Origin of the sequence: Pedococcus sp. KACC 23699, assembly GCF_045348425.1 — a bacterium.
GTDB lineage: Bacteria > Actinomycetota > Actinomycetes > Actinomycetales > Dermatophilaceae > Pedococcus.
In genome coordinates, this window is record NZ_CP157483.1 from 58,753 (window position 1) to 72,660 (window position 13,908).

Here is a 13,908-nt window from a genome sequence, read left to right on the forward strand (position 1 = left end):
GCTGACCGAGGACAACCAGCCGTACCGGGCGTGTGTCCACTGCGGTGCCGAGGACACATGGGGTGAGGGGCGGCGACCGGGCGTGCCCGAGATTGGCCCTTGACGTCGAAGGGCGGTCTAGCACCGCCCCGCTTCACGTCGAACCTCCGCACATGCCGCGGAGCGCGCGGTCGACCATGCCGACGAGCGGTCGTCCAAGGCAAGGCGGTGACATGATGCGTTCGTGGCTGTGAAGGTCGGAGGGATGTACGTCGGAGGACGGTCGCGGGACGACAACGCCGTCTGTCGAGAGTTGCGCGACCTCGTGGGTCCTGTCGACTTTGAGGACTATGTCGTAGACCTCTGCTTCATGACCTACACGGCAGGCGGCCTTGGTTCGGAGTACGCCGCCGGAGTCGGTATCGCTCCTGGGATGGTGGGGCGTAAGCAACGTCGTTTCATCGTCAATCTCGAGGTGCCGCCCGCACTCCCAGACCTGACTGCATATCGCAGGTGGATGGACGAAGCGCTGAGCGAGGTCGCCGACCTCGTCCGCAACTACCTGCCCACGAAGTCCAAGACCTACCCAGCAGAGCGTCTGGCCTCGGAGGTCGACGACCTCCGGACTCGGTGGGAGTCCTACCGCGAGGCGGTATAGAACGTCCTCTCCTGCCGCTCTCCGCGCGCTCGCGTCGACGAGGGCACGGCGAATCGCCCTCCTCCGCTTGTGGCGCCTGTAAGGATGACCCTCATGACGCCTTCTGCACGAGGAAGTGCCTGGTCTCGTAGTAGTCGACGACGCCGTTCAGTCGTCGTCCTCGTGCTGGTGGTCGGTGTCACGTTGAGCGTCGCCTTCTTCTCGGCCGGCAAGGGACCTGCGGCGAGCATGGCCCTCGGCGTCACGGGTATGGCCCTCGCTCGTCTCGCGATCTCGACCCCTTAGAGATTCCAACGTCCGGATCTGCCGCTGATCGGCCTCATGGTTGTGGGAGTCTGAGTCGCGTGCCAGACGATCTGAGCGTGCAGCTCCGGCGGGTTGGTGACCGTCGCAGCGGCCTGCTCCGGCGTCTGCGCCCCGAATACCAAGTTGTCATCTGTCGTGCAGGAGCCGAGATCCACCGGTCCGTGACGATCGTTCCGTCCACGGCGCTGGTCAGCGAAGGCAAGGTCCACACCACCGACTCTTACGACTGGGTGCGCGCTGCGGACGACGCGTTCCTCCGAAGAGATCCTTCGTGGATCACGGACCCTTTCGAGGAGCGGGGTCCGTAGCGGCTATGGAACCGCACTGTCATGCCGCAAATGGCGCGGTCTTCCGGATGAGGGCGTCAGCCCATTCCGTAGCGGAGCAGCGTTTCGTCGATCTGTGAATCGCTGGCGGCCCAGTCCCACGAGCGAAGTTCTACCAACCGGACCAAGCCGAGAAGTGCCACAGGGTCGGCGGCCACGTACTCCTCCGGGCCTCGGTGAGCAACGATTGAGTCGCCGCTGACCTCGACGGAGAACCCGAGTGACTGGAGGGCCAGGAGCGCCGGAACGACTGTGTTCCCCGCTTGCACGATGCGTTGATGCATGACCCGAACCATCCCACTCGATCCCGACACGAGCATCCGCACATGCCGCAGTGAGTGAAAGAGCGAGCCTGCCGTCTCCGGGTGGTGTGCGGGACAACATTCGCTTGATCCGCCCCGGCGCGTCTGCGCTTGGTGCCACACTCCAGTTCCATGACGCGTGCTCAGAACACGACCCTCTGGGGCCTTGCGTTGGTCGTCGGCGCCTTCGTGCTTGGCAGGGGGGAGAACATGCTGCCCTGGGCGGTGGGAGCCGCGGGGGTGGTCGCCGCCATCGGCGGTGGACTCGTCGCCCTCAACGAGCGTGATGCGGCACAGCTTGCCGCACGGGAGGAGAGCGGGAATCCCGACGCCGAGGGGGCGTGACACGAGCGATCCCCGCCCCGCCGTCACGGCAGCGCCAAGACAACGTGAGGTGACTCTGCTCGAACGAATGCAGCACCTACGGGGTAGGCACTGATTCTCCTTTCTCCCTAGCTGGCACGCCCGCTCATGGCACCCCTTTAGGTCAAGACATGGCGGGGGCGAGAGTTCTACGCTGGTTGATGGCGGGTCCGGGAAGTGGCTTGTCCGAAGTGCCGGTGTGGGGTTGTGAGCCGGTCGCGCTGGAGTCAGAGTCGTTGCCCCGTTGCCCTCCCGGGCCCGTCGCCCTGTTCTGGTCGCGCCTGTTCTGGTCGGCGACCATGCGGGCGTACACGATGTTCGACAGGCGCCGTTTGAGCGATCGCATCGCCATCAACGAGGGTGTCCCGCCGGCTTTGCGGGCGTCGTAGAACTCTCGCCCCGGTGTCGGGTTCCGCAGCTGGACGACGGCCATGATGTGCAGGGTCCGGTTGATCCGTCGGTTGCCCGCCCGGGACAGGCGGTGGCGTTGCTGGGCTCCTGATGACGCGTCCAGTGGCGCGGTGCCGTTCCAGGACGCGAACCGGTCCTTGTCGCGGAAGCGGTGGATGTCGCCGACGTCGGCCAGCAACCGTGCCGCGCCGGTAGGTCCTATCCCGGTCAACTCCAACAGTGTCGAACCGCGCTCGATGACCAGGGCGGTGAGCTCTTTCTCGGCCGCCTTGATCTTGCGATCGATCCCCTCGAGCTCGGTGATGAGCTCGACGACGAACCGTCGACGGGTCTTGCCCACGATGTCGCGCGGCTTGACCGTCGCGACCAAAGCGCGGGCCTGACTGGCGGACAGGAACTGCTTTGCGCCGCCTGGGATCAGTTCCAGCAGAAGCCGATGCAGCCGGTTGATCGTCTGGGTGCGTGCCCGGCCGAGCTCGTCGCGGCGGTCGACCATCAACGCCATGACGACCAGGTCGTCCTGCACCAGGACAGGGCGCAGCCCCGGCTCGGGTGGGGCGTACAACGCGGCCAAGGCAACGGAGTGCGCGTCGACCGGGTCGGTCTTGCGGGCGTTGCCGGTGGCGAAGATCCGCACCTGAGCGCTGAGCTTGGCCGGGACGTCCACGACCCGTTCCCCGTCGTGCACGAGTCGGTGGGCGATGTGTCGTCCGATGCCGTTGCAGCCCTCGACCGCCCATACGCGGTCAGGATGAAGCCGACCAGCAGCAAGCAGTTCGGCATACCCGGCCTTGTCCGTCCCGAACCTTCCCACCGCCACCAGCCGCCCGGTCTGGTCGATGACCTCGATCGTGGCCGAGCGCTTGTGCGGGTCCATCCCGATGATCACACCCATCCTCTTCCTCCTTCACTCGCCAACTGACGTGAAGCGGGGAGGGCATTGCTACTTCGAGCAGAACAAACCCCTTTCGAGCCTCTCCTCGCGCGGTGCCCGACGAGGCCGCATGCCATGAGAGAGCCACACCAATGACACCGGTGGGCAGCCGCAATAAGAGCGTCTCGCCGAGCACCTAGACCGAGTCTGGCCGGACACCGATCCTGCGACCAGTCTCTAAGTAGCCGCGATCCGCTCGTGCCGAGGGTAGGTCCGCTCATCGTGCCATGGCTTCTTGCCCTTGCTCATTCTTGCATCAGGTCGCTGCCAGTGAGGTCGTGCCACGGCACCAGGCCACCTCCAAGGGGACAAAGCATCCCTCTCCCACGGACTCGACGGCAAGGTCCGCACCGTTACCCCGGAATGCCCAGCGGGGTCGGCGGCGATCCGCGATAGTGGCGTCGTGGGTTTGGTACTGAGGCTTCTCCAGCGGCTCGAGAAGCGCACGGAGGCATGGCCTACGCCCACGATTCCGGAGGGTCCGGTGAAAGAGGTATGGGCTGAGGTGCTCATCCGCGCCTCGTGCCAAGCTGTGTGGGACCAGATCGAGGCACCGACCGCGCAGACCCATGTCGCCGACCCGGACTCCACCAAGGAGGTCTCGCTCGCCGGACCTTCACCCGGGGCCGGCGGAGCCAGCAGCCTTATGTTCCGGATGACCGACCACGGCCAGCTCAGCGTCTTCCCCTCCACGGTCGTGGCAGAGGAGCCCCCTCACGAGTCGACTCGCCACATCACCATCCCCAGCGTGGACGTGGTCGACGTGCTCGAGCGCCACACCCTCACGGAGGTGCCGGAGGGGTGCTCCTATCGCGTGGCGATTGTGTGCCACTCCGGTCGCTCCCAACATCTCTCAAACAGTTCCGTGTCGATGATGCAGGAGGCCCTCGTCGAGTTCGCCGCCAAGGTCAGGTTCCTCGCCGAGGGTGCACTCGATCGACCCACGTAGCAGGGCGGCTATTCCTCGGCGCGCGTTCCCACATGACCACGGCATGGATTCATGAAGTCAGCCGGAGGGCCGCAGACGCCCGCTCATGCCCGCTTACCGGCGATCGCTCCACACTTCGTCGAACACGTCCTGGGAAGTCGCCCAGGACGACCAGTCTTCAGACTCATCGAGCTGCACCCTGCCCAACTGCCCGAACTGGTCTTCCTGGCGGTCGGGGCCGTAGCGCAGGACAGGGCCGGCGTCGTAGACCTCGATCTGCCGTAGGGGCCATCCGTCCTCGCCGACTTCAAAGTAGTACGTGGCTGCACCCCACGTGTCGTACTGATCGCCGCGGCTCTCGTCCCAGCGCCGTCTGAAATACCGGTTGCCCACCGCACGAGTCTGCCCGACAGTGCACGCTCATGCCGCGATCCGCGCGGTCTCACCGAAAGGCGTGCGGTGGTGCCGAGCATCTGGCAATGGGCCGTTTCTACCGCCTCGGGCGCGGCCGGCCCGTAGTCTTCCCACCGGTCGGGCCTGAAAGCCACTTGAGGGGAACTATGGCTGTAGAGATATCGGTTGCTGAGCGGATATTCGATGGTCTGTATCTCAAAACGGTTCGGGCCTCCGATGGTGAGATACGAGACATCCCTTCTGGGCAACTGCCCGAGCCATCAGACGAGCTCCTGATGACGATCGGTGAACCTTCCTTCGTAGTGCGTCTGGAGAAGGAGGTTCACGAAGACGCCGACGTCCCTGATGCGATTGGCTTCGCTCTGCGTCAGGTCGCACATCGGCTACATCACGTCATGCCTGACGGTCGAGAGGACGCGGACGATGAGGGCCCGGTCGAATGGGTCCTGGGCCCAGCGGTCCATGATGGGGGCGTCGTTCTGTGGCTCGATACCGACGGCACTGGAGCTGCCAGGGCGATGATCGACGGAATCGTCAAAGTCTTCGTTGAGGAGCTCGCCCCTTTGGGGGTGCAAGCTCATGTCTGCGCCGGCCCCCCGTACCCAAGCGCGCTGGTGCCCGCTTGGATCAGTGGGGGCGAACGTCAGCGCCAATGAACGCCTAGCGGGGCGGCACGCCCGACTAAGGACAGGAGGGTGGAGATCGAGCGGCGAACGTCCGCTCATGCCGCAGTGCGCTCGAAAGTCGGTAGTCCTTCAAGGGCGTTCGAAGCTAGCGTCTCCGGCGAGAGGTCGAAGGCACGGTAACAGGCCGGGACCCCTGGGTGCGATCCGGGCCGGCCGACCTCAATACGCACTCATCTGCCGCGATCCGCGTGGCCTTGCCCATGGGCGGACGTCGTGAAGATGGAGTCGACTGGAGCAGGTCCTACAGCAGTTACTTGACGGAAAGTTTGGGTCTTGGCTTTCGTCGGTGGCGAAACGGTGCCCTTGGAGTAGCGATCGTGCGTTCATGCCGCGATCCGCGCGGCCGTGCCGATGAGTGTGCGTTCGATGAGTCATTTCCGGCGCTATGTACGGGTACGTTGCGGTCATGCCGCTCCCCATAAATCAGGCTCTTGAGGCAATAGAGACGGGCATGCACAGTCTCGGGCGGACCTTCACTGCTGGCCTCCTCAGGCCCGGCCTCCCACCCGAGCAGACTCGCACTGACCTTGGTGAACGAGGGCTGGTCCCATCCGACGAGCTCGTTGAACTGTATGGATGGCACGACGGGACCGACGCGCTCGAGGGAACGACGCTGGATGACATGCACCTGTTCCCGGGCTTCTACTTCGCCTCTCTGAAGGAGGCGCTGACCAACTACGACGCCTTCCGAGACGACCGTCGGTGGAACCCGGATTGGCTACCGGTCTTCGCCAACGGCGGCGGGGACTTCTTGGCCGTCACGTGTTCCGAAGAACCAAACACCCGGGGCGAGGTGATCCACTTTCGGATCGAGGAATCAGAGCATCCAGTCGAGTTCGCATCTGTCTCACGCCTTCTCAACACCGTGGCCGCCGCCTACCTGGAGCGCGTGTACTTCATCGACGAAGACGGCTACCTGGAAATGGACGACTCGGTCTTCTCCGAAGTCGCGAGACGACTCAACCCAGACGTCGCGTGGTGGCAGGACTAGCACTGCAGTCGCACGGATCTGCCGCGGACAGGGCGGATTAGGCGGGGTGGAACGCCTCGGGCCGCTCAGCAAGCTGCCGCCGGAATGCGTCCTCGAGCGCTTGGTCAGAGGGAAGCGCATGTTCGTATGAGTCGTCAGCGCTCTCTTCCAGCGCGTCGGCGGCATCTTCGTCCTCCATGTCGGTGTCACCGATCTGCTGCGCCGTATCCTCCATGAAACGAGCCACCTCAGGCAGAGCGAGCCACACGAAGCCGTTGCGTGCGCGGCTCAACTCTTCCTCCGACAGCACCTCGAACGCGTGCAGCACTCCGCCGTTCATGGCCAACCCGTGGAAAGCCAGAGAAGCCGCCAAGGCGATGTCGCCCTCTCGCGGTGCATTTCCTCCGCCACGCGTCGCCCTGTTCCAGATCTCGTCCGCGTCGTCCATGGGAGCAGGCTCCATGTTGGCGCTGCGCCACGCAACCGCTGCCAACGGAACATCCGCTCATGCCGCGATGCGCTCGTGCCGATGAGCAGACATAGCAAGTCCAAGACAGATAGCCGGCAGTCACCGCTCCTCCACGGCGACTGCTTGGCCGTGGAGCCCTGGTTGCGCAGTCGCGCCGGCTCTGCTTCTTCAGGGGAGGAGGGCCGAGCAGAATGTCTGGCCGAGCAGTTGGGGGTGTGGCCCCTTGATGACTGCGATGCTGCCGTCGGGGTTGAACTCGACCCGTCCCGCGTCGTGCTGGACTATCCCCCCGGGTCCGCTGATGTGGACCGTTGAGCCGACGAGGACCGATGACCCGTCGGGGTAGTAGAACGCCTGCCAGCGGTCCCTCTCGTTGATGAGGTGACCGTTCGCGCTGATGGCCGCGACGTAGTTCCAGTGAGCCAGAACTCGGCTGGTGCTGCCGTCGGCGTTGCGAAAGACCTCGAAGCGCGCTGCGTCGGTCTGAGTGACGTCGACCGCGAAACCCTCTGAGGCGCAAACCTCGGTGTCGGTGAAGGTCTCTGTGATGGAGAAGCTGCCTTGGTCAGGTGGCACGGCCTGAGCCGCGGACTGCGCACTCAGGGCGCCTGCGGCGACGAGGCCCACCGCCGCGACTGCTCGCATCCCCTTTCGGGGGGTGTTGGTTCGGTTCCACATGATGGTTGCCTTTCTGGGGGGCGCGGCCGGTCTGACGCAGCGGCGCAGGAGGGTGCTTGCCGTGGTATTGCGGCCCGACCGGGCGTCGCCTTACACGGTGCGGCTGGCAGTTCATTTGGTTTGACGCGTTCGACTGTGCTCGTCGCGGCCGCGTCGCGGATCCGGGCTGGCACCCGTTCTGGTCCGGGTGGACGCACGGGCGCCAAATCCGTGTTTGTACGGAGGCCCGGCGAGGTCCTTGGCGCCTACGCTTCTGAGGTGACGTGGCCACGCCGGCTGAGCGTGCTTGCTGCCTGCCTCACCGCGGCGGTCCTCTCCACCACGTGCGCGGTCGCTTGGTCTCAGCCGACCGCGCACAACGTGCTGGTGGCGGGCGTGGCCTCGGTGGTGGGCGGGCTGTCCACTATGTGCGGCTGCTGGGTCGCCGTTCGCCACGCTCAGAACGCGCTGGGCTACCTGCTGGTGCTGCCCGGTCTGCAGGCCGCGCTGATTGCGCTCGAAACGGTGGGCGGATCAACAGGTTTCGTCCGTGTTCCCGGTAGCGACTACGTGGTCGCCGCGTCGCAAGGCGCGTGGGTGTTCATCTACGTCGTGGTCGCAGTGCCGCTGTTGTTCTTTCCTTCGGGGCACCTGAGCTCACGCTTCGAGCGGGTACTGCTTGGTGTCCTCGTTGGTGACGCAGTGCTCTTCACCGTGGTCTCAGCCGTGGCGCCCGGCCCGTTTCTGGCGCCGAACGAGCTGGCGCCGCACGTGTTCGGAACCCTGCCGCCCGCTGTGGCGGATGTCCTGGTCGTTGCAGCTTTGGTTGTCCTACCCGTCACGTTGGGGGCCGTGGCGGTGCATGTGTTCAGACGTCACCGCGGCGCCGTCGGCGCGGCGCGACGGCAATTTCGGTGGTTGGCGCTGTCGGCGGGACTGCTGCCACTGGCCCTGCTCGGTGGGTGGGTGAGCTACCTCGTCGTTGGCAACGCGGACGTCGTGCTGTTGGCAGGTCTGCTCACGGCCTACGTCACGCTGCCGGCGCTCATGGCCACCGCTGTGGTGCGGCCCGAGCTGTTCGATCCCGCACGGTTGCTCGCAGGAGCCACGACGCACATGGTGGCGACCGCGGGCCTGCTGACGGTGTTCACCGGGGTATCTGCCGTCGCGGGTCTGGTCCTGGCGCAGGGTGCCCCCGAAGTTGCCCTGGCTGCCACGGCCGCATGCGTCCTGAGCCTTGGCAAGCTGCACCGGCCCCTGCAGCGGTCGGTCGACCGGTGGCTCTACCCTGCCCGTCAGGTCGCTTTCGCCGCAATCACCGCCTTGGAGAGCGACATCCTCACCGGAACCGGCGAACCAGAGGAGCTCCAGCACCGGCTTGCTCAAGCATTGCGAGACGAAACCTTGACGGTGCGGTACCAAGCCACCAGCCTCGGACAAGACGCCGAGCTTCACACGCCCCAGCCGGTTCGGTCGGGCAATCGTTCCACCGAGGTCCGTCTCGGCGACCAAACGGTCGGGACGCTGACAGCCCGCGCCGATCTGTCCGCCGAACTGCTGCGCGACATCGCCGACCGGATGGCCTCCTTGGTCGAGCTGGGCCGGGTCCGCGTCGACCTACGCCGCGCCCTACAAGACGCCGACGACAGCCGAGCACGGTTGCTCAGGGTCGGCTACCAAGAGCGCGCCAAACTCGAACGCGACCTGCACGACGGCGCCCAACAACGGCTGGTTGCCCTGGGCATGGCATTGCGACTGGCACAACGACGCCTCTCACGCGGCGTCGACGTCTCCGAGGTCCTGGACGCGGCAGTCGCCGAGCTCGGCACCGCAGTGGGCGAACTACGCCAGCTGGCCCACGGCATCCGGCCCAGCTGTCTCGACGACGGCCTTGAGCGCGCCTTGGGGAGCCTGGTCGCAGCTGCCCCGCTTCCGGTCACCGTTCACGTCGAAACCGTCGACCTCGACAAGGATCTGGAGACAACCGCGTACTACGTCGCCTCCGAAGCCATCGCCAACGCGATCAAGCATTCCGGCGCCGACCGCATCGCGCTGCACGTCAGCACCGACCACGGTCAGCTACACGTCAAGGTCGCCGACAACGGCGCCGGACAAGCACGAGCCACCCCGGGGTCAGGACTCACCGGGCTCCGCGACCGCGTCGGCGCCCACGGCGGCCGCCTGCTGATCAACAGCGGGACCGGGCAAGGAACAGTCGTCGAGGCGGTCTTGCCATGCGCATAGTCATCGCCGAAGACTCCACCCTCTTTCGAGAGGGACTCGCGAGCCTGCTGCTCGATGCCGGACACGACATCGTCGCCAAGACCGCAGACGCGCCCACCCTCCTCAAGGCAGTCCACCAGCACCGACCCGACCTGGCCATCATCGACGTCCGCATGCCACCAGACGGAACCGACGACGGTGCCAGAGCCGCCGCCACCCTGCGCATCGACCAACCGCACCTCGGCATCCTGATGCTCTCCCAACACATCGAGAGCAACCACTCGGTACACCTGGTGGCGCGCGGCGGCTTCGGATACCTGCTCAAGGACCGGGTCCTGGACGTGGACGACTTCCTCAGCGCCCTCGAGCGCGTCGCCAAGGGTGGCTCCGCCCTGGACCCCGAGGTAGTCGCCCGACTCATCGGAGCGGGCACCCACACCGCCCTGGACACCCTCACCTCCCGAGAACGCGACGTGCTTGCCCTCATGGCGCAGGGCTTGGCCAATATTGGCATCGCCAAACGGCTCTGGCTCAGTTCGCGGACCGTGGAGACCCACGTCGCCAACATCATGATCAAGCTCGGACTGGACGACAGGACCGACGACAACCGACGAGTGCTGGCCGTCCTGAGGTTCCTCCGCCTCAATGGTTGAGCGGGCAGCGCAGTGACCGCCGTGGGTGGCTAAGGGTCTTCACGGACAACAGACGCGGTTGTCGGTTCTACGAGAAGTTGGGATGGATTCAGACCGGCCAGTCGAGCCACAGCACGTTCCCGCCATACGCCGAACTCCTGCGATAAGAACGCAACGTCGCTCCCGCGTGAAACGCCCGCATCTGCCGCGGAGCGCTCGATCCTGCTCACCGAAGAGCTAGGCGTCGCGATTGCTCAGACCTCTCTCAGATGCCGCCAGAATCCGTCTGAAGGCGAGTACGAGGCACACCATCAGCACGATCGCGCCGATGATCTGCGCCACTTGCTACCCCGGCCCGCTGCCAAGTGCAGCGTGACTCACCCACAGCAGCCCAACGACGATTGCGCTAGCAGCAAGCAGGCCGAGCAGTGGGCCAAGGACGGCCCGCGCATCGGCTCCACGTCGTTTCTCCGGGTGCGCCATACCCCCATGCTGGCAGCCCGCACGTGCGTCCGCTCATGCCGCGTTCCGCTCGATCGTGCCGATGAGGGGATGGGGACGTGTCCGATGGCTATGGTCGTCGAATGACGAGGGCGACGACTATTCGACTGGGTCTCGGCGCTGGCGCGCTGGGCGTCATCGGAGGCGTGCTCGCGGTCCTAGGCGGGAGCCCCAAGGGCTGGATTGGTGTTGCCTGTGGAGTAGGCATAGTCGCCGTGATGCTCAGAGAGGGACGGCGCAGTCGGGGTTAGAAGCTCGGCTTCGCCCTCTCGTGCCGGGATCCGCGTCCCACGTTCGAAACTTTCGTGCTGCGGACCGGGATGGGCGGACCCATCTCTACTAACGACTCTTGATGCCCCTGTAGCGGAGCGCCGTACGTACCCCGTCAGCACCGCCAGTAATCAGAGTCGCATTGATATAGGCCGTGGTGCCGTGGCGCGAGCCATGCCGCCGAGACCTATCAGGACCCCGTAGGTGGAGAAGAACTTGGGTCGCGCCACTCACGAGATTTCGTGTGGAGCTTGCTTCGACGTCGCGCCAGGCAAAGGTACGGGCGGGGCCGAGTCTCGCTCGATCCACAATTCCGTCGTCACCCACTTCAACGTAGACGTGCGCACCTTTGGCCAGGAGCGCGAGAAAGTAGAAGGTGCAAACCCCGAAGAACACCAAACCGATCACAAGAACCCCGTTCCTATCTCCGTGCACCCACAGGGCTATCCCGACCAGCTCCAGGATCACGCCGCAGGCAGCGAGACCCACGAGCCTTCCCCAGTTGACCGGGAATCGAACTGAACCGTCGGAGCGTTTTGTGGGACGGAATGGGATCGATAGGGCCTGCGGGTGCCAGATCGACGCGATGACGGTGTCCACCAACCCCAACAGCAGCCCGATTGCCCCCACAGGTACGAGCCACGTGGCGTCGGCCCAGGTGGTTCCAACAGAGACAGCCAAGAGGCCGAGTAGTCCCACAGTCAAACCGCCGAACGAGTGCCGCCATCCGACCAAGTCGGTAACACCGGGGCGTGCGTATAAGGATCGAATCAACGCCACTGCGCCACTCTGTGGCCCGTCGCAGCGACCATGATCGGTTGGGTGCCTCGTATTCGCGCCGCTGCCACTCCTCGATCCTATGACCAAGATCTTTCAAGGCCGCCCAGTCGCTCGGGGCGGAGATGTATCCGCTCATGCCGCGGAGCGCGGGGTCGATCATGCCGATGAGCGGTCGTCGTCAGAGCCTGCTGAGCTGCGCCATCGTGCGGTGGATCGGCCAGAACATGGAGGGCGGCAGCGGGGTGCCGAGCGACGCGGCCTCCAGATAAGCCAGGTGAGCGCACCATCCGACCCGGTACGAGTCGGCGAAGTCGCCGAGCTCGCTGTGCCTCAAGCGCAGAACACTCATGCCGTCGGACTCATCGAGTTCAAAGGCAACTCGCGAGGGTGGCTCATCGGGGAACTGCCAGGTGAAGTCGAGCCTCTTCCCTTCCACGCACGCAATGACTCTGGATGAACACAGGTAGCCGTCGCCGTGGTCGACCACGAAGTGGGAGTCGCTTCGGACTGCACCGTCGACGAGCCGGCCAGCCATTCATCGAGCACATGGGCATCGGTGAGGCACTGCCATACTCGAGCGCTCGAAGCGTGGATATTCCAGGTGATAGTGACAGCAACCGCTTCGTCGATTCGCGCCAAAGGCATGGCGATGAGCCTATGGGTTGGCCCCACACAAGCGGGAACGTGATCGAACGCCCCTTCACGAAGTGAACGTCCCCATCTGCCGCGAGTCACGCGTTCGTGCAGAGACGATCGACGTTCGCTTCCGTCGAAGCACGCCACCCAAATGTGTTCCCACCGTAGGCTCCGGCACGTGAGGTCGAGACGGGCGAGGGCGACATTCGTGGTGGCGGCGGTCTTGGTAGCCGCGACGGTTGGTGCCGGGGTGCACCGTTCCGTGCACTGCCGCCTTGATGCTGGTCAGGTCCCTGCATCGCCGATCCCAGCAACGTGGACCCGAGGTCAGCCTCTGAGGGGCGTCACGATGTCTGAGCCCATCTACCGACGCGGTCAAGGATGGGAGTGTGTTTGGGGTCTGGGAGGAGTCGACCGTTGATTCAGTAATCGAGTTCGGACCCGCAACCCACGCCGAGCTCCGTTCGCTTAGATCAACTCGCACCTGCCTGGCAAACGTCCGCTCTTGCCGCGTTGGGGACAGGTCCAGTGTCTCGGGGCGACGCGCCGATCGTGCGGCCTCAAACGTTTACGGCGCTCGCAGGATGGTTGCGGAGTAGATTTCAATTGACGCGTGCAGCGCTCGTCTCGGGGGAGGTTGTGGCAATGATCTCGGTCATCTTGTATGGCTTGTTCGCGCTGGGAGCCCTGGCCTTCGTGGGGGTGATCGTCCTCGGCGTGGTCAACAGGGTCCGGGGACGCGACAACGGGGAGTGGCAGGACGAGCCCTCGGCCGACGACCCGCCGAACGTCCGCCCCGGGCCTGGATGGGGCAACGGGGGATCCTGGAACTAGTCGCCCACCCACACCCGCCTGTTGAGCCGCGGGCCGGTCCACCTCGGCACGGTCTTTATGACGGACTCAGGACCAATATCGACGTTCTGTCGTGGCCCAGGGCCACCCGCAGGCAGAGATTCACTCATCTGCCGCGTATCGGGCGCGGCCCGAAGCCTGCTGAGACGACAGGTCTACTTCAGAAATCGTTGTCCGTGAGGCGAAGTTCGACCCACTTCTCGGCGGCCTCGTCAGCGGGCAGCCAGGCGAACTCGTAGCGGCGCGGCGGACCTTGCTCCGTGTCCTTGATGGTCCTGCCGAACCAGCCCCGGCGGTCCTTGCGTGTGCCCTGCTCGTAGTGGTCGAAGTAGCCGGCATCCAGTTCGCTCACCGTGCACCAGTGCGGGCCGTAGTCCTCGAAGGAGCGCTCCTTCGTCCCGTCCAGCCAGACAACCACGAACCACGGCCAGGGTGCACGAGCCGGGAACTTGATCTCCCCGACGACGCTGGCGAGATAGCCGCGGACTTCGCCGCTGACCCTGAGGGTTCCGACACCTCGGTCGTAGGCCCGGAGTGCCGGGTCAGGCAACTCGTAGCACCGCATGTCGCTGAGCATGCCACTCGGATCCGCCCGACCATGCCGCGATCCG

At 65.3% G+C, this 13,908-nt stretch carries 15 protein-coding genes; 9 read left to right on the forward strand and 6 right to left on the reverse strand.

The window, feature by feature from the left end:
- The first annotated feature begins 223 nt into the window (after positions 1–223).
- Both ABEG17_RS00255 and ABEG17_RS00260 read left to right on the forward strand, forming a co-directional pair.
- Complete coding sequence (locus ABEG17_RS00255) at positions 224–637, forward strand: hypothetical protein (protein WP_406831247.1); 414 nt, start codon at positions 224–226, stop codon at positions 635–637.
- Positions 638–1,703: 1,066 nt separating this feature from the next.
- Positions 1,704–1,916 (forward strand): hypothetical protein, encoded by a 213-nt coding sequence (locus ABEG17_RS00260; protein ID WP_406830499.1) that lies wholly within the window; start codon positions 1,704–1,706, stop codon positions 1,914–1,916.
- Positions 1,917–2,058: 142 nt separating this feature from the next.
- Here ABEG17_RS00260 and ABEG17_RS00265 read toward each other — a convergent pair whose 3' ends face one another.
- On the reverse strand, positions 2,059–3,240 hold the full coding sequence (locus ABEG17_RS00265; RefSeq protein ID WP_406831248.1) for an IS110 family transposase: 1,182 nt from the start codon (positions 3,238–3,240) through the stop codon (positions 2,059–2,061).
- Between the two features lie 523 nt (positions 3,241–3,763).
- Here ABEG17_RS00265 and ABEG17_RS00270 point away from each other — a divergent pair.
- Positions 3,764–4,228 carry a hypothetical protein gene (locus ABEG17_RS00270; RefSeq protein ID WP_406830500.1) on the forward strand — a complete coding sequence of 155 codons (465 nt, stop codon included), beginning with the start codon at positions 3,764–3,766 and terminating at the stop codon, positions 4,226–4,228.
- 93 nt (positions 4,229–4,321) lie between these two features.
- Here ABEG17_RS00270 and ABEG17_RS00275 read toward each other — a convergent pair whose 3' ends face one another.
- On the reverse strand, positions 4,322–4,600 hold the full coding sequence (locus tag ABEG17_RS00275; protein WP_406830501.1) for a hypothetical protein: 279 nt from the start codon (positions 4,598–4,600) through the stop codon (positions 4,322–4,324).
- Between the two features lie 86 nt (positions 4,601–4,686).
- Between ABEG17_RS00275 and ABEG17_RS00280 the strand changes: the two genes are divergently transcribed.
- Together ABEG17_RS00280 and ABEG17_RS00285 are read left to right on the forward strand one after the other, a co-directional pair.
- Complete coding sequence (locus ABEG17_RS00280; protein ID WP_406831249.1) at positions 4,687–5,277, forward strand: hypothetical protein; 591 nt, start codon at positions 4,687–4,689, stop codon at positions 5,275–5,277.
- A gap of 436 nt (positions 5,278–5,713) precedes the next feature.
- Positions 5,714–6,298: an SMI1/KNR4 family protein gene (locus tag ABEG17_RS00285; protein ID WP_406830503.1), complete on the forward strand. Its 585-nt coding sequence runs from the start codon at positions 5,714–5,716 to the stop codon at positions 6,296–6,298.
- 37 nt (positions 6,299–6,335) lie between these two features.
- Here the strand turns inward: ABEG17_RS00285 and ABEG17_RS00290 are convergent, their stop codons facing one another.
- Both ABEG17_RS00290 and ABEG17_RS00295 read right to left on the reverse strand, forming a co-directional pair.
- Positions 6,336–6,725, reverse strand: a complete 390-nt coding sequence (locus ABEG17_RS00290) for a hypothetical protein (RefSeq protein ID WP_406830504.1) — start codon at positions 6,723–6,725, stop codon at positions 6,336–6,338.
- A 189-nt stretch (positions 6,726–6,914) separates the two neighbouring features.
- Positions 6,915–7,424, reverse strand: a complete 510-nt coding sequence (locus tag ABEG17_RS00295) for a hypothetical protein (protein ID WP_406831250.1) — start codon at positions 7,422–7,424, stop codon at positions 6,915–6,917.
- A gap of 258 nt (positions 7,425–7,682) precedes the next feature.
- Here ABEG17_RS00295 and ABEG17_RS00300 point away from each other — a divergent pair, with 258 nt between their 5' ends.
- The 3 genes from ABEG17_RS00300 (at position 7,683) to ABEG17_RS00310 (ending at position 11,551) form a co-directional block, all read left to right on the forward strand.
- Positions 7,683–9,647: a sensor histidine kinase gene (locus ABEG17_RS00300; protein ID WP_406831251.1), complete on the forward strand. Its 1,965-nt coding sequence runs from the start codon at positions 7,683–7,685 to the stop codon at positions 9,645–9,647.
- A complete protein-coding gene (locus tag ABEG17_RS00305; protein WP_406831252.1) occupies positions 9,638–10,279 on the forward strand; it encodes a response regulator in 642 nt (213 codons plus the stop codon). The genes ABEG17_RS00300 and ABEG17_RS00305 overlap by 10 nt, the downstream gene beginning before the upstream one ends.
- 954 nt (positions 10,280–11,233) lie before the next feature.
- Complete coding sequence (locus tag ABEG17_RS00310) at positions 11,234–11,551, forward strand: hypothetical protein (RefSeq protein WP_406831253.1); 318 nt, start codon at positions 11,234–11,236, stop codon at positions 11,549–11,551.
- Positions 11,552–11,987: 436 nt separating this feature from the next.
- Here the strand turns inward: ABEG17_RS00310 and ABEG17_RS00315 are convergent, their stop codons facing one another.
- The gene (locus ABEG17_RS00315) at positions 11,988–12,344 is read right to left on the reverse strand and encodes an SRPBCC domain-containing protein (RefSeq protein WP_406831254.1); all 357 of its coding nucleotides are present in this window, start codon (positions 12,342–12,344) and stop codon (positions 11,988–11,990) included.
- A gap of 746 nt (positions 12,345–13,090) precedes the next feature.
- On the opposite strand from ABEG17_RS00315, the gene ABEG17_RS00320 reads away from it, so the two are divergent.
- Positions 13,091–13,279 carry a hypothetical protein gene (locus ABEG17_RS00320; RefSeq protein ID WP_406831255.1) on the forward strand — a complete coding sequence of 63 codons (189 nt, stop codon included), beginning with the start codon at positions 13,091–13,093 and terminating at the stop codon, positions 13,277–13,279.
- A gap of 178 nt (positions 13,280–13,457) precedes the next feature.
- On the opposite strand, the gene ABEG17_RS00325 is transcribed toward ABEG17_RS00320, so the two are convergent.
- A complete protein-coding gene (locus tag ABEG17_RS00325; RefSeq protein ID WP_406831256.1) occupies positions 13,458–13,874 on the reverse strand; it encodes a hypothetical protein in 417 nt (138 codons plus the stop codon).
- Between the last annotated feature and the right edge of the window lie 34 nt (positions 13,875–13,908).

Bases quoted from the DNA above. Each gene is read 5' to 3' on its own strand.
- ABEG17_RS00290 (WP_406830504.1), bottom strand. From the start codon at position 6,725: ATGGACGACGCGGACGAGATCTGGAACAGGGCGACGCGTGGCGGAGGA.
- ABEG17_RS00325 (WP_406831256.1), bottom strand. From the start codon at position 13,874: ATGCTCAGCGACATGCGGTGCTACGAGTTGCCTGACCCGGCACTCCGG.
- ABEG17_RS00280 (WP_406831249.1), top strand. From the start codon at position 4,687: ATGGGCCGTTTCTACCGCCTCGGGCGCGGCCGGCCCGTAGTCTTCCCA.
- ABEG17_RS00320 (WP_406831255.1), top strand. From the start codon at position 13,091: ATGATCTCGGTCATCTTGTATGGCTTGTTCGCGCTGGGAGCCCTGGCC.
- ABEG17_RS00260 (WP_406830499.1), top strand. From the start codon at position 1,704: ATGACGCGTGCTCAGAACACGACCCTCTGGGGCCTTGCGTTGGTCGTC.
- ABEG17_RS00315 (WP_406831254.1), bottom strand. From the start codon at position 12,344: ATGGCTGGCCGGCTCGTCGACGGTGCAGTCCGAAGCGACTCCCACTTC.
- ABEG17_RS00285 (WP_406830503.1), top strand. From the start codon at position 5,714: ATGCCGCTCCCCATAAATCAGGCTCTTGAGGCAATAGAGACGGGCATG.
- ABEG17_RS00305 (WP_406831252.1), top strand. From the start codon at position 9,638: ATGCGCATAGTCATCGCCGAAGACTCCACCCTCTTTCGAGAGGGACTC.
- ABEG17_RS00265 (WP_406831248.1), bottom strand. From the start codon at position 3,240: ATGGGTGTGATCATCGGGATGGACCCGCACAAGCGCTCGGCCACGATC.
- ABEG17_RS00295 (WP_406831250.1), bottom strand. From the start codon at position 7,424: ATGTGGAACCGAACCAACACCCCCCGAAAGGGGATGCGAGCAGTCGCG.